Raw genomic sequence first — 19,079 nt, forward strand, 5'->3', positions numbered from 1 at the left:
GGCAGCGTCTTTTCGCCCTATTACCATTGGGCCAAGCGCCGTGATCCGGAAAACCACGTGGCCATCAACGTCGCCCTGTACAACCGACGCGGCGGGCGCTGGGCGATGACCGAGCGCGGCCGCGAGGCCCTGGTTCGCGATGACAGCACCCTGGCCATCGGCCCCAGCGCCCTGCGCTGGGATGGAACGGCCCTGCGCATCACGCTTAACGAGATCAGCTTTCCCAAGCCGGCGCGGGTGCGCGGCGAAGTGGTCATCCATCCCGAGGTCCGCACCACCGTTCCGCAAGTCCTTGATGGCGCCGGCCGCCATGTGTGGTGGCCCTTCGCCCCGCGCTCGCGGGTGGAATTGCGCATGGACAATCCCGACATCCGGTGGAACGGCCATGGCTATTTCGATTTCAACTGCGGCAGCGAACCCCTGCAGGACGCCTTCTCGCGCTGGGACTGGTCGCGGGCGCCGCTGGCCGATGGCGGCGCGGCCCTGCTCTATGAGGTGACCCCGCGCCAAGGCGCCGACCGCTTGTTGTCCTTGCGCGTTGACCGCGACGGCGCGCTGTCGGCCTTTTCACCCCCGCCCAAGGCGCCGCTGGGAGCCACTGGGTGGCGGGTGGCCCGGGGAACGCGCTGCGACGTCGGGGCGCCGCCCACGGTCTTGCGCACCCTGGAAGACACCCCCTTCTACGCCCGCTCGCTGCTGTCCACCCGTTTGGCCGGCGAAGAGACCCGGGCCGTTCATGAAAGCATCGATCTCGACCGTTTGCGCGCCGGCTGGGTCTGGCCGCTGCTGCCCTTCCGCATGCCCCGGCGCGGCGGTTAAGGGCTTCTGGTCAGGGCGTCCGGGGAAAAGCCGCTTTCCCCGCCGCCACCGCCTGGGTCATGATCGGCCCCATGCCAAGGATCCCCCCGCCTTCCACGCCGCCCGAGCCCGCCCCCGCCTGCGATGTGCTGGTGATCGGCGGCGGCATGGCCGCGCTGTGCGCCGCCATCGCCGCCCGCCGGGCCGGGGTGTCGGTGCGGCTGGTCGATGCCGCGCCCAAGGCCCTGCGCGGCGGCAACAGCCGCCATTCGCGCAATTTCCGCTTGGCCCATGACACCCCCACCCCGCTGGTTCCCGGGCGCTACCCGCTGGCGGAATTCCGCGAGGATCTGATCACGGCCAGCGGCGGTCTGGCCGACCCCGCCCTGATCGAGATCCTCTGCGCCGGCTCGAGCACCCTGCCCGACTGGCTGGCCGCCCAGGGCGTGGATTTTCAGGCTCCGGCCGAGGGCGCCCTGCCCTGGTCGCGCAAAACGGTGTTCCTGCGCGGCGGCGGCAAGGCCATGGTCAATGCCCTGTATGCCACCTGCCACCGCCTGGGGGTCGTGGTCGAGAACGGCTGGCGGGCGAGCGCCGTGGCCTTGGCCGATGGTCCACAAACCATTGCCCTGACCGGCCCCGGCGGCGCCTTGGCGCTTTGCCCGGCGAAGACGGTGATCCTGGGCAGCGGCGGCTATCAGGGCGATCGGCTTTGGCTGGCCGAGACCTGGGGCGACCAAGCCGCCCATTTCCACAATCGCGGCAGCCCCCTTGTCGATGGCGCCCTGCTCAAGGCGCTCTTCGCCGCCGGCGCGGCGCGGGCGGGCGTGGCCGGGGCCTGCCATCTGGTCGCCGTCGACGCCCGTTCCCCGCGCGAGGACGGCGGCATCGTCACCCGGGTCGATGGCATGCCCTGGGGGATCGTGGTCGATGACAGCGGACGGCGCTTCGCCGACGAGGGCGCCGTCATCGGACCGCCGCGCTATTCCACCTGGGGCCGTCTGGTGGCCGGACGGCCGCGGGCCCTGGCCCATGTCATCCTCGATTCGGCCGGGCTGGCCCGCTCGCCGGCCTCGATCTATCCGCCGATTTCGGCGATGACCCCGGCCGCCCTGGCCGAAAAGCTCGCCCTGCCGGTGGCGCCCTTCGTCGACACCCTGCTCGCCTATAACCGGGCGATCAGCGGGACGGGCGACGGGACCGGCGACGACGCCCATACCCTGGGCCTCATTCCCGCCAAAAGCCGCCTTGCCCGACCGCTGAACGCGCCGCCCTTTCATGCCTATCCGATGCGCCCGGGAACCACCTTCACCGGCGAGGGGGTGGGCGTCGATGGCGAGGCCCGGGTAAGGCGCGGCGAGAACGGGCCTTGCCTGGGGCTGTTCGCCGCCGGCATGATCATGGCCCCGGCGCTGCTCGGGGCGGGCTATCTGTCGGGGGCGGCTTTGACCATTGGCGGGGTATTTGGCCGGCTTGCCGGCGAAGGAGCGGCGCGGCGTGTTCGATCCCTGTGACCTCCCCCCCCCACCCGCGCCGGCGCCCGGCGCCTCCGCCGCCGAGGCCGAGGCCCGCCGGGTTCTCGCCCTATGCACTGTTTGCGGCTATTGCACCGGATTATGCGACGTCTTCCGCGCCGCCGAGCGCCGGCCGGCCCTGACGTCGGGCGATCTCGGCCATCTCGCCCATCTCTGCCATGGCTGTCAGGCCTGCTGGCACGCCTGCCAATACACGCCGCCCCATGTCTTCGCCATCGTCGTTCCCGCCACCCTGGCCCGGGTGCGGGCCGAAAGCTACGCCCGCCATGCTTGGCCCCGCCCCCTGAAAGGACCGGCCGTGCTGGCCCTGGCCCTGGCGGCCACGCTGGTCGTGCCGCTGCTTACCGTGCTGCTGGTTCCGTCGCAGGATCTGTTCGCCGCCAATGCCGCCCCCGGGGCGTTCTATGGGGTGATCCCCTGGGGGGTGATGACGCCGATCGCCCTGCTCACCCTGGGTTGGGCGGCGCTGGCCGTCGGCCTGGGCGTGGCGCGGTTCTGGCGGGAGGGCGCCCAGGGACCGCCCGCCGCCCCGCTGGCCCGCGTCTGGGGGCGGGCCTTGGCCGATATCGTCTCCTTGCGCAATCTCAAGGGCGGCGGCCGGGGCTGTTTCGAGACCGACGATCGCCCGAGCCATCGCCGCCGCTGGCTTCACCATGCCCTGGCCGGCGGATTCCTGCTGTGTTTGGGCTCGACCCTCGCCGCGACCGTCTATCACCATGGCCTGGGGCGCGAGGCCCCCTATCCTTTAACCAGCCTGCCGGTGCTGCTGGGGCTGGTTGGCGGCTGCCTGATGGTGGGGGGGGCGAGCGGTCTGGCCTGGCTCAAACGCCACGCCGACCCTGAGCCCCAGGCGGCCGAGACCCTGGGCGCCGACCGCTGCCTGCTGGCCATGCTGATCGCGGTGGCGCTCAGCGGTCTGGTCCTGCTCGCCCTGCGCGACACGGCGGCGATGGGCCTGCTGCTCGCCTTGCATCTGGGCACGGTTCTGGGCTTTTTTATCACCCTGCCCTACGGCAAATTCGTCCATGGCGCCTACCGGGCGGCGGCCTTGCTGCGCTCGGCGGCCGAACGGCGCACCGATCCGCGCGCTCCCTTGGCCGAAAGACCGGGCGTTGATCGCGATCTTCCGTGAAGGTTTCCCATGTCCCTTAGCCTGCTCATTCTCGGTGGAACCAGCGAAGGCTATGCCCTGGCCGCCGCCCTCGACTCCGCGCCTGGCCTGCGGGTGATCAGTTCCCTGGCCGGACGCACCGCCACCCCGCGCCGCCCGGCGGGGGCCTGTCGAATCGGCGGTTTCGGCGGCATCGACGGCCTGGGCGCTTATCTGGCGACGGAAAGAATCGACGCGGTGATCGACGCCACCCATCCCTTCGCCAGCACCATGGGCTGGAACGCGGCGGCGGCTTGCGACAAGGCCGGGGTGCCGCTGCTGCGCCTGGAGCGTCCGGCTTGGGTGGCCGGCGATTACGACCGCTGGGCCGAGGTCGATAACTGGCAAGAAGCCGCCGGAATTCTTGATTACGCCGCCAATCGGGTGCTGCTGGCGCTCGGCCGCCAGGACCTCGACGCCTTCACCCCCTTGCGCCACCTGTGGTTCCTGATCCGCTCGGTCGACGCCCCCGATCCGCTGCCGCCCTTCGCCCATGCCGAGGTTCTGCTCGCCCGCGGCCCGTTCTCGCTGGACTCGGAACGTGCCCTGCTCGGCGCGCGGGCCATCGACACCATCGTTTGCAAGAACAGCGGCGGCACCGCCACCGACGCCAAACTGACCGCCGCCCGCGAATTGGGCCTGCGCGTCATCATGCGCCGCCGCCCCAAACGCCCCCCCCTGCCCACCGCCGCCACCCCGGACGAGGCGGTGACCTGGGTGGAGCGCTTGCGGGGAGAGGATCGATAGGGACGGTGGTTAGCCCCGTTCGCTCCCATACCAGCGCGGAGTATAGACCCAGGATCGGCCGTCGGCGCGCGGGAAGCTGCGGGTTTGTGACGAGCCGATGATGACCACCGTGCGCATATCGACCTGCTCGGGATGAACCTCGCCCAGGGTGGTCACGATCACCCGTTCCCCCGGCCGGCCGATATCGCGGCCGAGCACCACCGGGGTGGTTGCCGGCAGGTAACGGCGCAGGATCTCGAAGGCGCGGCCCAATTGCCAGGGCCGGGCCTTGGAGATCGGGTTGTAGAAGGCCAGCACCAGATCGGCCGAAGCCGCCAGTTCCAGCCGCCGTTCAACGATTTCCCAGGGCTTGAGATTGTCCGACAGCGACATCACGCAAAAGTCGTGACCGAGCGGCGCCCCGACCCGCGCTGCGGCGGCTTGCGCCGCCGTGATGCCGGGCAGGATCTCCAGATCCACCGCCGCCCAGCCCGGCTGGTCGCCCTGGTGCAGGGCCTCGATCACCGCGGTCGCCATGGCGAAGATGCCGGGATCGCCCGAGGACACCACCACCACGCGCCGCCCCTCGGCCGCCAGGGTGAAGGCCAGACGCGCCCGGTCCATCTCCACCCGGTTGTCCGAGGCGTGCAGGCGCTGATCGGCGCGGAACGGTCCGGCCATCTCGACATAGGGGATATAGCCGATCACCTCCTCGGCGGCATCAAGCGCGGCGCGCACCGCCGGCGCCATCAGCGCGCCATCGCCCGGACCAAGGCCGACGACGCTCAGCTTGCCGCCGCCGCTCACGACGCCCACCGCCGGCCGGGCACCAGGATCATGGCGAAATAGGGCACGCTGGCCGGATCGATCGACGCCAGGGCCTCGGTCCGCTGATTGGCCATGGTCGCGCGTTCCACATAAAGGGCGCGATCGAGCAGCCCGAGATCGGCCAGAACGGCGCGTACCTTGGCGAAATTGCTGCCCAGCTTCATGATCGCCGCGGCTTCGCAGTCGGCGAGGCGGCGGGCCAGCTCCTCGGCCGGCAACACGCCCGAGATCACGCTCAGCGTCTGGTTGCGATAGACCAGCGGCGCGCCGACGACCGAGGCGCAGGCCAGCATGGCGCAAACGCCGGGCACCACCTCGGTCTCATAGCGCGTCGCCAGCCGGTCGTGCAGATACATGAACGAGCCATAAAGGAACGGATCGCCCTCGCACAGCGCCGCCACATCGCGGCCGGCCTCCAGGTGGGCCGCCACCGCCTCGGCCGAGGCGTCGTAGAAATCGCTCATCGCCGTTTCATAGCAGAACGGCGGCGGCAGTTTTTCCGTGGTCACCGGATAGATCAGCGGCAGGCGGATCTGATCCTCGCTCAAATACTCGGCGACGATCGAGATGGCGTTGCCGGCCTTGCCGCGCGCGGCCATATAGGCCACCACCGGCGCCGCCCGCAGGCGCTTCAGGGCCTTCAGCGTGATCAATTCGGGATCGCCCGGACCGACGCCCAGGCCAAACAGCCGTCCCTTGTCCGCCATCATTCGCGCTCCGTCGCCAGGGCGTTGATGGCCGCCACCGTCATCGCGCTGCCGCCGCGCCGTCCACGCACCACGACAAAGGGTACATCGCGGCTGTTCTCGGCCAATTCCTGCTTGGATTCGGCCGCGCCGACGAAGCCGACCGGAAAGCCCAGGATCAAGGCCGGGCGCGGCGCCCCGCCATCAAGCATTTCCAACAGACGGAACAGCGCCGTCGGCGCGTTGCCGATGGCGACCACCGACCCGGCCAGCATCGGCCGCCACAGCTCCAAAGCCGCCGCCGAACGCGTGGTGGCCATCTCGCGGGCCAGTTCGGGCACGCCGCTGTCGGCCAGGGTGCAGATCACCGGGTTGCCGCCTTCAAGCCGCGAGCGGGTGATGCCCTCGGCCACCATCTTGCAATCGCACAGGATCGGCGCCCCGGCGGCCAAGGCCGCCCGCCCGGCCGCTCCGGCCTGGGGCGAGAACACCAGATCATTGATCACATCGACCATGCCGCAGGAATGGGCGACGCGGACCGCCAGCTTTTCCAGATCGGCCGGGATGCGCGAAAGATCGGCCTCCGCCCGGATGATGGCAAAGGACCGCCGGTAGATATCGGCGCCGTCGCGGCTATAATCGATCATCGCACCCCTCGTTCTCGGCAAAGCCGGCTCCGCCGTTCGGCGCTCCGGCGGCGGACAGATACCCTATAGATCACGCCGCGTTAAATGAGAATCCTTTAACATGGGCGCTTTGATCCGGAGTCCCTGGATTAGGGCGCGGTGATCGAAAAGCCGCAGGCGGCGAAAGCCCGCGTTCCGCCGGGGGTTGCGGCGGGGAGCGGCGTCGCGTATCACGCCCGAAGGCAGGGATTTTGGCCCGGAAAGGAAGCGACCATGACAGCGTGGCTGACGGTGGTGGGCATCGGCGAGGACGGTTTGGCCGGCCTGGGCGAGGGAGCGCGCGACGCCATCGCCAAGGCCTCGCTGCTGCTGGGCGGCCAGCGCCACCTTGATCTGGTTCCGGTGGTCGCAGGGCAGGAGCGCCAAGCTTGGCCCAGCCCGTTTTCCCTGGCCTATGATCTGGTGCTGGCCCGCCGAGGAACGCCGGTCTGCGTGCTGGCTAGCGGCGATCCCATGCATTACGGCATCGGCGCCTCGCTGGCCGCGAGGCTCGAGCCGGGCGAAATGCGGGTGCTGCCCGCGCCCTCGTCGTTCTCGCTGGCTGCCGCCCGTCTGTGCTGGCCGCTGCAGGACTGCCAACTGCTGACCGTCCATGGCCGCCCGCTCGAGAGCGTCAGGGTGGCTCTTTATCCCGAGGCCCGGCTGCTGATCTTGTCGGAAGACGGCCAGACCCCGGCCGCCCTGGCCGCCTTGCTGGTGGAACGCGGCTTTGGCGAGAGCCCGTTCATCGTGCTCGAACACCTGGGCGGCCCGACTGAGCGCATCCGCCACGCCACGGCGCGCGGCTGGCTGGCGGCCGAGTCCGCGCCTTGCGCCGATCTCAATCTGGTGGCCGTCGACTGCCGGGCCGAGGCGGGCGCCCAGTCCTGGCCCCGGCTGGCCGGCCTGCCCGACAGCGCCTATCGCCACGACGGCCAATTGACCAAACGCGCCGTCCGCGCCGTGACGCTGGCCCACCTCGCCCCCTTGCCCGGCCAGGTGCTGTGGGACGTGGGGGCGGGCTGCGGCTCGATCGGCATCGAATGGATGCGCAGCGCGCCCAGCTGCCGGGCCTTCGCCATCGAAGCCGATGCCGAACGCGCCGATGTCATCGCCCATAATCGCGCCGCCCTGGGCGTTCCCGGCCTGGAACTGGTGGAAGGCCGCGCCCCGGCGGTGCTTGAAGGCCTGCCCGATCCCGACGCCATCTTCATCGGCGGCGGCCTGACCGCCAATGGCGTGTTCGAACGCTGCTGGATCGCCCTGAAACCGGGCGGCCGGCTGGTCGCCAACGCCGTCACCCTCGAAAGCGAGGCCCGCCTCGCCCATTGGCACGGCGTGCTAGGCGGCGAGCTGACCCGCCTCTCGGTCGCCCACGCCGACCCCGTCGGCCGCTTCCACGGCTGGCGCTCGGCGATGCCGGTGACGCTCTATGAGGTGGTCAAGCCCAAGCAGGGGTGAGGGGGGTGACAGGTATTACCTAGAACCGGCTCTCATAGGCTTGACACCGCCTCGTCGTCCTAATCCGAATCCGACTCGGTAAAGATCGGGCATATTAAGACGACCGTCTTTCATCGCTTCAAAGATTCCCAGGCCTTGAAGGTCCTCGCGAATTCCTTGCCACCCCTGCTCGATACGCTGAGGGGGCAGATGATTTGATCCGATATCACCTGCGCCTTGAGGAAAGGAGGTGTTCCAGCACTCTTCTATCATGCTGAAGTCGCACGGCACTGTGATCCCTCTCAACGGCTCCATCAGGGTTTTAACCCATTGGTAGTCTTCGGCCATTTCCGAAACTCGTATTTCAGAAGCCTTCTGAACGCCGAGCTTGATGCTTTCGTAATGCAAAGGGTAGGAGTGCTCTGGATACCGCTGGTTAGACACATCGGCGGCGGTCCCGATAGCTGCAATGAAGGAGCGGGGTGACGCATGTCGGCGCGCATCTTCCAGATGGCTTACCGACCACGTGTATGGAATTCCCCGTCGACGGTCTCGCCCCATCCATTTCCCCGCAAGCCTTTCAAAAAGCTCTCTTTGAGCTTTTCCTTCGCGTTTGGAGTCTTCTCGCAGGAGCCAAACGCCCGCCTGCTCGATTGGGGCTTCTTCCAGTACAGATTTATAGACGCCTCTAAGGCATTCCCCTGATTTCCCAGAAGCATTACAAAGTAATTGCCATAGCAATCCATGTAAATCATGAGGAGCCCATGACAACTCGACACGGGTTGTCAGCAGCTTCGAGGCGTCCGGGAAGTCCGTGATGGTGCGATGAAACTGATCCTCCCGAAGAAACACCTTACCATGCAACAGGGAGTGCGCTTTCATCTGAAGAATAACGCGCAATAATTCTCGGACAATATTGTCCATCGTACGCCAATCGGAACTTGTCCGATCGAGTGCATCGAATACGATAAGACAAGCCTTTCCTTCGTCCCGAAAGAATATATTGGCATTTTGCTGAAGAAGAGCAAAGGGTTCCGGGTTTTTAGAAACCCAATCCACAGTCTCTTTCCAAGTCCCTTTAGGAATATCTAATCCGATGATGGCAGAAAGCCGTCGAGCGACCACCGCGCGCCAGACATCATAGGGCGTCCGCTCTTGAGAGAGGATGCCGGAGAACGTGTCTCCATCCGGGTAGAACTCGATATCCGGCTGCGTTCCAAAACCCGCGAACACATCGGTCTTCGTAAGAGGGGAAAGCGATTCCCCAAGTTGTTGGCGCACGCCTTCTAAGCGGAGGGCAGAGGCCCAAAATGACTTCCCGACACCACGCGCACCGATCACCAGATTGCAGTCCAAGCGAAGCGCCCTAAGATGCGAGGGCGGCACGTAGACTTGGCCTAAATCGGGTAATTCCCCATAGTTGGATGTCGTGATCGGCAGGGCGTCGACGATGGCCCGGCGAATCTCGGCGGCATCAGTCATCGCTCATCTTCCTCGTTTTGCACCGAAGCCGCGAGCCCCGTTAAAAAGTCTCCAAAAACGTAGTTGACCTGTTCGGCGTCGACCGTATCAAAGCGATTGTGCAGAGAGCGCATAGCTGAAAAGCCACGGTTCCACCGAATGGACCAAGGATAATGGGGTGCCGCCTCATCTGCCTGATCAAAGTTCCAGTAGTCTTCTCCGTTGGCAGAAAGACCGGCGGGAATTTCGTCATACAGTTCTTCCGAGAAAGCGTTCCATGAGCTTTCGAGAAGATCCGCATAGTACCCAGCAGCGTCGACATCTGGAATCATCGCCCCAACAACTTGAAGGCGTTCTCTAATATCTCTGACCACGCCAGACTGCCGCCAATGCCGAAACAAGATTCGATACCCGGACCAGGTTTGATCGCCATCAAGGGCAAACAGCAGCACGCTCGACGCACCAAGATCGGTTACGCAGGCTGAGGCGACCTCGTCAATTCCCGCGCGTGAATCGAGTAAGATCACGTCGGGCTTCAAGCGATCCTCAAGGGCGTTGAGAAGCCCCTGCAACCGCTGCACCCATAGTATCCGGCGTCCCTCCGCATTAACCTTAGGCATCCATACACGACCGAGCTTGGCGATGTACTCGCCCGGATCGGCGCCATGCGCCGGAACCACATAAATGTCCCCATTTCGGGATAAAGGGCTGGTGGCGATCATATCGCTTATCACCCTGTCACCGTTATCCACCAGATCCTCAACCAGCCAATCCGTAATACCGAACTTTGGCCGGCGATCTTGGGGCAGCAATGATGACGACAGACCGGGAGATTCCAGATCCATATCAAGCACAAGGACACGCTTTCCACTCTCGGCAAGCGCCCAGGCGGCGGCGGCTAAACTGGTCGACCTCCCAACACCCCCCTTGATCGAAAAAAATACGATCCGTGGTACGGTTTCGGTCGGCGCAATGCCCTTGGACCAGTTGCTTTCCGTGACAAGGCGGTCGGCAACCGATACCCCTTCAACCCCATCGAGGGGAAAACACGGCGTCTCGGCGAGTACCGTCTGCATGTCTGTTTCGAAAAGAACAATCCGCTCTGGCGGAAAACCATGCGCCCCAAGTCGCTGATGCAGCGCCTTTGAAATCTTATCAAGCACGCCCTCTGCATGAGAGTTTCCGCGAATATCATCTTTGATGATAAGGCGCACCCGACCGTTCAAGTCTCTATTGACCAAAATCGGGGCCATTTGATCGAGTTCCTTAGAATATTCCTTTAGAATATCCGTCACACCCGGAATGATTTCGTCAAAAGTGATCATAGAAACCCGTCTCTTTCCGCACGCTTGAGGAGTCCGCGAATCTCCTGGGCCGCCGCGCGATGGGGAGCGATATAGGGGTGATCGAATTCCCCCTGATGAACATACCGCTGGTTTATATCCCAGTTTTGAAAGGGATTCCCATCGGCTCCAAGAGCATAGTGCGCCCCCTGACCATGACCAGATCGGTAGGCTTCATAGCGCTCCCAGATCCGATTGGTATGCACCCTGTCTGCTTTTTCCGCAGGACGATCTCCCTCCATCTTCATGCCGAACGCAGCCATCAAACATTTCAATCCACATTCCACCGAAATACCAAACAAGTGATCAGCGTTGGCCCAACGTTGAACCTCAAACAACCGTTCCGCATCATCAAAATGTCGCAGACATGCATCGTGAAAATCTATTCTCATGACCTTGAATCCGGCTCACGGGCTGATGGTTAACCTACTGTATTTCCCTCAACAATCTTAACAAGAGCGGCGAGGAGCCGGGCCAAGAACCGCCTGCCGATACCGATAAATGCGGGTGAGCCCCCCTCACCCACCCTCCCCCACCACCCGTCCGCCGCGATCGACCACCAGCACGCTTACCCGCACCGGGGCCTCGCCCAGGACGGCCCGCGCCACGGTGGCCGCCTCAAAGGCAATCGCTGTGGCCAACGGCAGGCCGGCGGCTTGGGCCAGGGTGAGAACCTCGAGCGCCGTATTGGCGCGTTCGGCCTCGGACACCACCGCTTGCGTCGCCCCCAGGGCGGCCAGCCGGCGGGCCAGGGCGGGGATGTCGACCTGGGCGCGTTTGGAATGCAGATCCAGGGCGCCGTCGGCCAGTTTCGACAGCTTGGCGAAGCCGCCGGCGATAGTAAGGTGGGGGATGGGGTGGTCGCGGAGGTATTTGAGCAGGCCGCCGACGAAATCGCCCATGTCGATCACCGCCTCGGCGTCGAGTCCGAGATGGTCGAGGGCGGCGCGTTCCGAGGTGGCGCCGGTGGTGCCGACCACATGGGCGCGGCCGGTGGCGCGGGCGACATCGACGCCCCGGCGGATCGAATGGATCCAGGCCGAGCACGAATAGGGCACGACGACCCCGGTGGTGCCAAGGATCGACAGCCCGCCCAGAATCCCTAAGCGCGGGTTCCAGGTGCGCAGGGCGATCGACGCCCCTTGGGCGACGGCGATGGAAATCTCGAGATCGGCCAGACCGGCGGCGGTGGCCACCTCGGTCATCATGGCGCGCGGCACCGGGTTGATCGCCGGCTCGCCCACGGCCAGCGGCAGCCCGGGCTTGGTCACCGTGCCCACCCCCGACCCGGCGCGGAAGATCAAACCGCTTCCCTTGGGCAAAAGGCGGGCGGTGGCTTCGATCAGGGCGCCGTGGGTCACGTCGGGATCGTCGCCAGCGTCCTTGATCACCCCAGCCCGGGCCCAGCCGGGGCCGGTTTCCCGCGTCGCCAGGGCAAAGGCCGGGCGTTCGCCGCGCGGCAGGGTCAGGGCCACCGGATCGGGAAACGGCCGGTCGACCAGGGCTTCCAGGGCGGCCTTCAGCGCCGCCGTGGCGCAGGCCCCCGTCGTCCAGCCCCTGCGCAGGCTCCGCCCCTCGTCCGCCTCATCCACCGCCGCCCCTCCCCACGTTTGGTCCTTGGGGGAGGGACTTTAGCCGATGCGGCGACGCGAAGGCGCGGGTTTTGGCTTACTCGGCGGCGACTTTTTCGGCCATCGGATCGGCCCCCTGGTCGGCCTGGATGGCGGTCAGGGCGATGGTATAGACGATGTCGTCGACCAGGGCGCCGCGCGACAGATCATTGACCGGCTTGCGCAGGCCCTGAAGCATCGGGCCGACGCTGACCACATTGGCCGAGCGCTGCACCGCCTTATAGGTGGTGTTGCCGGTGTTGAGGTCGGGGAAGACGAAGACATTGGCCCGACCGGCGACCGGGCTGTCGGGGGCCTTCTGGCGGCCGACGCTTTCCACGCTGGCGGCGTCGTATTGCATCGGCCCGTCGATCATCAAGTCGGGGCGCTTGAGCTTGGCCAGGGCGGTGGCGGCGCGGACCTTCTCCACGTCGTCGCCCACCCCCGAACTGCCGGTGGAATAGGAAATCATCGCCACCCTCGGCTCGATGCCAAAGGCCAGGGCGCTATCGGCCGATTGGATGGCGATATCGGCCAGTTGCTCGGCCGTCGGATTGGGATTGATCGCGCAATCGCCATAGACCAGCACCTGATCGGGCATCAGCATGAAGAACACGCTTGAAACGATGCTGGCGCCCGGCGCCGTCTTGATCAGCTGCAGGGCCGGCCGCACCGTGCTGGCGGTGGTGTGAACGGCGCCCGAGACCAGACCGTCGACCTCGCCCAAGGCCAGCATCACCGTGCCCAGCACGACCGTGTCCTCAAGCTGGGCGGCGGCCTGAAGGGCGGTCAATCCCTTGGCCCGGCGCATCTCGACCAAAGCCTCGACATAGCGCCCGCGCACCAGCTCGGGATCGAGGATTTCCAGATCGGCGGGGATCTCCAGCCCCTGGGCGCTCGCGACCTGACGGACCTGGGCGGGATGGCCGAGCAGCACGCAGCGGGCGATGCCCTTGGCGTGGCAGGCGATGGCCGCCTGCAGGGTGCGCGGCTCGTCGCCCTCGGGCAAAACGATGCGCTTGGCCGCCCGCCGGGCGCTTTGGATCAAGCGGTTGCGGAAGGCCGGCGGCGACATCCGCACCTCGCCCGGCTCGCCGATGCGCCGGCGCAACGGCGCGGTGGCGATCTGCTCGGCGATGAAGTCGATCACCTCTTCCATCTGCGCGTGATCATCGGCGCCGACATGGCCGCTCAAGCGCGACAGCCGGCTGGCGGTGGCATAGGTGTCGGCCGGGGTCGACAGGATCGGCAGCCCCTCGGGCCGGGCGGAAAGCACCAGCGAGGCCACGGTATCGGGCAGGGATCCGCCACAGGTTAGCAACACGCCAGCCAGCGGCACGCCGCGCAGGCTGGCCAGGGTGGCGGCCAGCACGATATCGATGCGGTCGACCGGGGTGACGACCAGGGCGCCCGGCCGCAGGCGTTCGATGATGTTTTCCACCGAGCGCGCGGCGATGACGATCTCGCGCACCCGGGTTTGAGCAAGCGCGCCCTCGTGCTCGACGGTCAGGCCCAGGCCGCGCACCACATCGGCCAGACGCGGCGACTGCAGGCGGGTTTCAAAGGGAATGGTGGCGAGAATGGGCAGGCGTTCGCCCACCGCCCGCTCCAGATCGCCGCGCAGCTCGGCGCCATGGGAGGGCGAGACCTTGTTGATCAGCACCCCGGCGAAGGCCGCGTTCTGGGCGCCATCATACTGGCGGCGCGCCAGGGCGATGGCCTCGGCCAGATCGGCGCCATCGCGACCCGCCCCCGACAGCACGGGGATCAGATCGGCCCCCAAAGCCCGCGCCATCTCGGCGTTCAACCGCCCGGCCACCTGGGTATCGGCCCCTGGGATCAGCCCTTCGATGATCACCGCATCATGGCTGGCGCGCAGGCCGTCGACCAGGGTGACCACCTCTTCCATCAGGGCGGCCAGATCGCCCCGGCGCACCTGATCCTCGGCGCGGGCGAAGGCGATCGATTCCGGGGCCTCCAGCAGGCACAGGCTGCGGGCGAAATGGCTCGACGGATCGCCGGGCTCGCCATCGGCCTCGGCATGGCCGATCGGCTTGGCGAAGCCAACCTTGATGCCGTCGCGCTGAAGGGCGCGGGCCAGACCAAGGGCCACCGAGGTCAGTCCGACATCCTGGGCCATCGGGGCGAGAAAGAACATGCGTGCGGGCATCAGGGTCCCCCTGTCCCGGCCGAAAGCAGGGCTTTACGGCCGGGGGTATGGTTAGTGAACGACCAGAAAAAGTACTAATCAGTTGTTAGAGCGGCATATGTAACACCTAAAGTCCCGGCGCACCGCTCTAACAGGCTGATAGTCAAGCAAATCGTCGTCGCGATCTGGTTCAGATCGCTCGGGATTTGCTTTAGGCGACGCAGGACAAGGACTCGTCGGAGGTCAGATCCAGGGTGTCCTGGGCGATCATCCATTCCTCGTCGGTCGGAATGACCGCGGCGGCGGGAAAAAGCCCCTGGCTGATGCGGCCCGAGACGCCGCGCACGCAGCGCTCGTTGGCCGCGGCGTCCAGGGTCAGGCCGAGCGGCTTCAGGCGCTCGAGGGTGGCGGCGCGCAGCCGCGACGAGTTTTCGCCGATGCCCCCGGTAAAGACCACGGCGTCAAGACGCGGCAGGGCCATCGCCAGACCGCCGATATGGCGGGCCAGCCGGTGCACGAACACATCAAGGGCGAGACGGGCGCCGTCGTTGCCGTCCTCGGCGGCGGCTTCCAGGGTGCGGCAATCGTTGGACAGACCCGACAGACCCAGCAGGCCGCTTTCCTTGTTCAGAACCGCATCAAGCTCTTCGCGGCTCCAACCGGTCTGGCGGGCGATATGGCTGAGCGCCCCGGCATCGACATCGCCCGACCGCGTGCCCATCACTAGGCCTTCAAGCGGCGTCATGCCCATGGTGGTGTCGACGCTGCGGCCATCGAGCACGGCGGTGGCCGAGGAGCCATTGCCGAGATGCGCGATGACCAGACCGTGATCCTCGGGATCAAGGCCGAGCAGCGTCACCGCCTGGGCGGCGACGAAGCGGTGGCTGGTGCCGTGGAAGCCGTAACGGCGCACGCCGAACTTCGCATAGAAGCGCAGCGGCAGGGCGTACATGAAGGCGGCGCGCGGCATGGTCTGGTGGAACGAGGTATCGAAGACGGCGACATGGGGCACATCGGGCATGCGGGCCCGGGCCATGCGGATGCCCAACAGATTGGGCGGATTATGCAAGGGGGCGAGCGCGCTGCAGGCTTCGATATCGGCCAGGGCGGCGTCGGTGATCAGGGCCGAGGCGCGGAAGCGCTCGCCGCCATGGGTCACCCGGTGACCGACGGCGCGGATCGGCGCCAACAGATCGGCCGAGGCCAGGATATCGAGGATGGCGCCGAGGGCGACGTCGTGGCCGCCGCCTTCCATCGGCGTCACCGCCTTGGTGCCGTCGCGCTTGACGGTCAGGCGGGCATCGGCGCGGCCCAGGCATTCGGCCAGACCCGAACACAACGGCTCGCGGGCGTCGGCGGCGAAAAGGGCGAACTTCAGCGATGAACTGCCGGAGTTGAGCACAAGGATCAGAGAGTTCTCATGGATCATGTCGGTGGTCCCAAAGGGGCTAGCGGCACGGACCGCGGTGGGTGTTTCAAAACACCTTCAAGCCGCGCTCGGCGAAGCGGGCGCGGGCGGCGTCGACCTGGGGGGCGGTTGGCGTGGGGGTTTGGGCGAGGCTGTAGGTCAGCCCCAGGCGCGCCCATTTGGCCGCGCCCATCTGATGAAACGGCAAGACCTCGACCCGCTGAACGGCCGGACCAAGGCAAGCCAGGAAATCGGCCAGACGATCGATATCGTCGGCGCCGTCGGTCAGCCCGGGGACCAGCACATAGCGGATCCACATCGGCTTGCCCAAATCGACCAGACGGTGGGCGAAAGCCAGCGTCGGAGCCAGGGCCTGACCGGTCAGGCGGTGATAGGCTTCGGGATCGGAATGCTTGATGTCGAGCAGCACCAGATCGACCGGGTCAAACCAGCGGTCGCTCACCCCGGCGTGCAGAAAGCCCTGGGTGTCGAGCGCGGTGTGCAAGCCCAACTGGTCCTTGAGCCGGGCGAGCAGCGCCCCGGTGAAATCGGCCTGCATCAGCGGCTCGCCGCCCGAAACGGTGACGCCGCCGGCGATGCGCAGGAAACCGGCATAGGGGGAAACCTCGGCCATGGCCTCGTCGAGATCCAGGGCACGGCCGTTATGAAGCTTCCAGGTATCGGGGTTGTGGCAATAGGCGCAGCGGAACTGACAGCCGGACAGGAAGAAGACAAACCGCATGCCCGGGCCGTCCACGGCCGCCCCCGTCTCCACCGAATGGAGGAACCCGCGTGTCTGGAGGGGGGGAGACACCAGATCGGCTTCGGCGGGGACTTGGGGGAGGGGCGCTGGGAGGTCGAACATCGGTTTGTCCTCTTCCTGCGACGGACCGGGGAGGCTTGCCGGCCCGTCGCACCGTTCGAAATCCCGGGCCGACCGGCGGCCCGGGAAAGGGGATGGATCACATGGTCTGGTGGAAGGTGCGGCCGATAACGTCGAGCTGCTGTTCACGGGTCAGCTTGACGAAATTCACGGCGTAGCCCGACACGCGGATGGTCAACTGCGGGTAAAGCTCCGGGTGGTCCATGGCGTGGAGCAAGGTGTCGCGGTTGAAGACGTTGACGTTGACGTGGAAGCCGCCGGCGGTGGCGAAGGCGTCCAGGCAATTCGACAGATTGACCGCCCGCTCCTCGTCGGTGCGTCCGAGCGAATCCGGGGTGGCCGACGCGGTCCAGCTGATGCCATCGAGGGCGGCGGCATAGGGCAGCTTGGCGACCGAGGCGCCCGAGGCGACGAAGCCTTTGACATCGCGGCCGTTCATCGGGTTGGCACCCGGCGCGAAGGGCTCGCCGGCGCGGCGGCCGTCGGGGGTGTTGCCGGTCTTCTTGCCGTAAACCACGTTCGAGGTGATGGTCAGAACCGATTGGGTCGGCATCGCGTCGCGGTAGAAGCGCGGCTGGGCGCGGACCTTTTCCATGAAGGTTTCGGTCAGCCAGACGGCGATGGAATCGGCGCGGTCGTCGTTGTTGCCATAGGCGGGATAGTCGCCCTCGATCGTGTAATCGACGGCCAGCCCCTTGTCGTCGCGCACGACATGGACCTTGGCGAACTTGATGGCCGAAAGCGAATCGGCCGCCACCGACAGCCCGGCGATGCCGCAGGCCATGGTGCGCAGGATGTCGCGGTCATGCAGCGCCATCTCGATCCGCTCATAGGCGTATTTGTCGTGCATGTAGTGGATGGTGTTGAGCGCCTTGACATAGGTCTGGGCCAGCCAGTCCATGGTCTTGTCGAGCTTGGCCATCACCTCGTCATAGTCGAGGACATCGGCGGTGATCGGCGCGAAGCCCTTGGCCACCACCTGACCGGATTTTTCATCGACGCCGCCGTTGATGGCGTAGAGCAGGGCCTTGGCCAGATTGGCGCGGGCGCCGAAGAACTGCATCTGCTTGCCGATGCGCATGGCCGACACGCAGCAGGCGATGCCGTAATCATCGCCCCAGCGCCGGCGCATCAGGTCGTCATTCTCGTATTGAATGGCGCTGGTATCGGCCGAAACCTTGGCGCAGAAGGTCTTGAAGCTCTGCGGCAGGGCCGTGCTCCACAGCACGGTCAGATTGGGCTCGGGGGCCGGACCCAGGTTGTAAAGGGTATTGAGGAAGCGGAAGCTGTTGCGGGTGACCAGGGTACGGCCATCCTCGGCCATGCCGCCGACGCATTCGGTGACCCAGGTCGGATCGCCCGAGAACAGCTGATCGTAGTCCGGGGTGCGCAGGAAGCGGACGATGCGCAGCTTGATCACTAGATCGTCGATCATCTCCTGGGCGCCGTCTTCGCTGAGAAGGCCGGCTTCGATATCGCGCTGGATGTAGATATCAAGGAAGCTCGACACCCGGCCCAGCGACATCGCCGCGCCGTTCTGCTCCTTGACCGCCGCCAGATAGGCGAAATAGGTCCACTGGATGGCTTCGCGGGCATTGGCCGCTGGGCGACCGATGCCATGGCCGTATTTGGCCGCCATCTGCTTGAGCTCATCGAGCGCCCGCCACTGCTCGGACAGTTCCTCGCGCAGGCGGATGACGTCCTCGCTGAACACCGCGTCATCAAGCTCGTGGAATTCCATTTGCTTCTGGTCGCGCAGGAAATCGACGCCATAGAGGGCGACGCGGCGATAGTCGCCGATGATGCGGCCCCGGCCATAGGCGTCGGGCAGGCCGGTGATCACGCCCGATTTGCGGGCGGCCAGAACATCGGGGCTGTAAACGTCGAAGATGCCCTGGTTGTGGCTTTTGCGGTATTTGGTCCACACCTCGTTGACGGTGGGATCGCTGGCGAAGCCATAGGCCTCCAGGCCGCTTTGAACCATGCGCAGGCCGCCGTTGGGCATGATGGCGCGCTTGAGCGGGGCGTCGGTCTGCAGGCCGACGATGATCTCGGCGTCGCGGTCGATATAGCCGGCGTCATGGGCGGTGATCGACGAGGCGCGGTCGGCCGAAACGTCAAGCACCCCCTTCTCGCGCTCCTTGAGCAACAGCGCGGACAGTTTTTCCCACAACAGGCGGGTTCGGTCGGTCGGCCCGGCCAGGAAGGCGCCGTCACCCTGATAGGGGGTCACGTTTTTCTGGATGAAATCACGGACATCGATGCCGGTCTGCCACGGGCCCTCGGTAAAGCCTTTCCAGGGGTTGGTGGCGGGAATGTCCTTTTGCACGATACTCATCAGAAGCTCCTATGAGCGGATAACCGAAAATCGGGGGAAAGCGGTTCCTGGTCGGGGAA

16 protein-coding genes are annotated in these 19,079 nt (G+C 66.2%); 5 read left to right on the plus strand and 11 right to left on the minus strand.

Features of this window, described 5'->3' with window-relative positions:
- Nucleotides 1–57 precede the first annotated feature (57 nt).
- From RRU_RS15415 to RRU_RS15430, 4 genes are all read left to right on the plus strand, one after another.
- A complete protein-coding gene (locus tag RRU_RS15415; RefSeq protein ID WP_011390733.1) occupies nt 58–819 on the plus strand; it encodes a carotenoid 1,2-hydratase in 762 nt (253 codons plus the stop codon).
- A gap of 71 nt (nt 820–890) precedes the next feature.
- Nucleotides 891–2,312, plus strand: coding sequence for an FAD-dependent tricarballylate dehydrogenase TcuA (gene tcuA / locus RRU_RS15420; RefSeq protein WP_014626486.1), 1,422 nt, complete (start codon nt 891–893; stop codon nt 2,310–2,312).
- The gene (gene tcuB, locus RRU_RS15425) at nt 2,296–3,465 is read left to right on the plus strand and encodes a tricarballylate utilization 4Fe-4S protein TcuB (RefSeq protein WP_011390735.1); all 1,170 of its coding nucleotides are present in this window, start codon (nt 2,296–2,298) and stop codon (nt 3,463–3,465) included. The genes tcuA and tcuB overlap by 17 nt, the downstream gene beginning before the upstream one ends.
- Before the next feature lie 9 nt (nt 3,466–3,474).
- On the plus strand, nt 3,475–4,230 hold the full coding sequence (locus RRU_RS15430) for a cobalt-precorrin-6A reductase (protein ID WP_011390736.1): 756 nt from the start codon (nt 3,475–3,477) through the stop codon (nt 4,228–4,230).
- A 9-nt stretch (nt 4,231–4,239) separates the two neighbouring features.
- Here RRU_RS15430 and cobJ read toward each other — a convergent pair whose 3' ends face one another.
- From cobJ to RRU_RS15445, 3 genes are read right to left on the minus strand one after another with little or no spacing between them, the layout of a single operon-like run.
- Nucleotides 4,240–5,016 (minus strand): precorrin-3B C(17)-methyltransferase, encoded by a 777-nt coding sequence (cobJ, locus tag RRU_RS15435; RefSeq protein WP_011390737.1) that lies wholly within the window; start codon nt 5,014–5,016, stop codon nt 4,240–4,242.
- Complete coding sequence (locus RRU_RS15440) at nt 5,013–5,747, minus strand: precorrin-2 C(20)-methyltransferase (protein ID WP_011390738.1); 735 nt, start codon at nt 5,745–5,747, stop codon at nt 5,013–5,015. The genes cobJ and RRU_RS15440 overlap by 4 nt, the downstream gene beginning before the upstream one ends.
- On the minus strand, nt 5,744–6,370 hold the full coding sequence (locus RRU_RS15445) for a precorrin-8X methylmutase (RefSeq protein WP_011390739.1): 627 nt from the start codon (nt 6,368–6,370) through the stop codon (nt 5,744–5,746). The genes RRU_RS15440 and RRU_RS15445 overlap by 4 nt, the downstream gene beginning before the upstream one ends.
- A gap of 252 nt (nt 6,371–6,622) precedes the next feature.
- Between RRU_RS15445 and RRU_RS15450 the strand changes: the two genes are divergently transcribed.
- The gene (locus RRU_RS15450; protein ID WP_011390740.1) at nt 6,623–7,849 is read left to right on the plus strand and encodes a bifunctional cobalt-precorrin-7 (C(5))-methyltransferase/cobalt-precorrin-6B (C(15))-methyltransferase; all 1,227 of its coding nucleotides are present in this window, start codon (nt 6,623–6,625) and stop codon (nt 7,847–7,849) included.
- A gap of 15 nt (nt 7,850–7,864) precedes the next feature.
- Here RRU_RS15450 and RRU_RS15455 read toward each other — a convergent pair whose 3' ends face one another.
- The 8 genes from RRU_RS15455 to pflB form a co-directional block, all read right to left on the minus strand.
- Nucleotides 7,865–9,310: a hypothetical protein gene (locus tag RRU_RS15455; protein WP_011390741.1), complete on the minus strand. Its 1,446-nt coding sequence runs from the start codon at nt 9,308–9,310 to the stop codon at nt 7,865–7,867.
- Entirely contained in the window at nt 9,307–10,614 is a 1,308-nt protein-coding gene (locus RRU_RS15460; protein ID WP_011390742.1) for a KGGVGR-motif variant AAA ATPase, read from the minus strand. The genes RRU_RS15455 and RRU_RS15460 overlap by 4 nt, the downstream gene beginning before the upstream one ends.
- Entirely contained in the window at nt 10,611–11,024 is a 414-nt protein-coding gene (locus tag RRU_RS15465) for a hypothetical protein (RefSeq protein WP_011390743.1), read from the minus strand. Before RRU_RS15465 ends, RRU_RS15460 begins: the two co-directional genes overlap by 4 nt.
- A gap of 126 nt (nt 11,025–11,150) precedes the next feature.
- Entirely contained in the window at nt 11,151–12,224 is a 1,074-nt protein-coding gene (locus RRU_RS15470; protein ID WP_011390744.1) for a cobalt-precorrin-5B (C(1))-methyltransferase, read from the minus strand.
- 76 nt (nt 12,225–12,300) lie between these two features.
- Nucleotides 12,301–14,412: a phosphate acetyltransferase gene (pta, locus tag RRU_RS15475; protein WP_011390745.1), complete on the minus strand. Its 2,112-nt coding sequence runs from the start codon at nt 14,410–14,412 to the stop codon at nt 12,301–12,303.
- Between the two features lie 190 nt (nt 14,413–14,602).
- Nucleotides 14,603–15,820: an acetate/propionate family kinase gene (locus tag RRU_RS15480; protein ID WP_011390746.1), complete on the minus strand. Its 1,218-nt coding sequence runs from the start codon at nt 15,818–15,820 to the stop codon at nt 14,603–14,605.
- A 46-nt stretch (nt 15,821–15,866) separates the two neighbouring features.
- The gene (gene pflA, locus RRU_RS15485) at nt 15,867–16,664 is read right to left on the minus strand and encodes a pyruvate formate-lyase-activating protein (RefSeq protein WP_011390747.1); all 798 of its coding nucleotides are present in this window, start codon (nt 16,662–16,664) and stop codon (nt 15,867–15,869) included.
- 97 nt (nt 16,665–16,761) lie between these two features.
- Nucleotides 16,762–19,020 carry a formate C-acetyltransferase gene (pflB, locus tag RRU_RS15490; protein WP_011390748.1) on the minus strand — a complete coding sequence of 753 codons (2,259 nt, stop codon included), beginning with the start codon at nt 19,018–19,020 and terminating at the stop codon, nt 16,762–16,764.
- Nucleotides 19,021–19,079 lie beyond the last annotated feature (59 nt).

It is taken from the genome of Rhodospirillum rubrum ATCC 11170, from assembly GCF_000013085.1.
Taxonomy (GTDB): Bacteria; Pseudomonadota; Alphaproteobacteria; order Rhodospirillales; family Rhodospirillaceae; genus Rhodospirillum; species Rhodospirillum rubrum.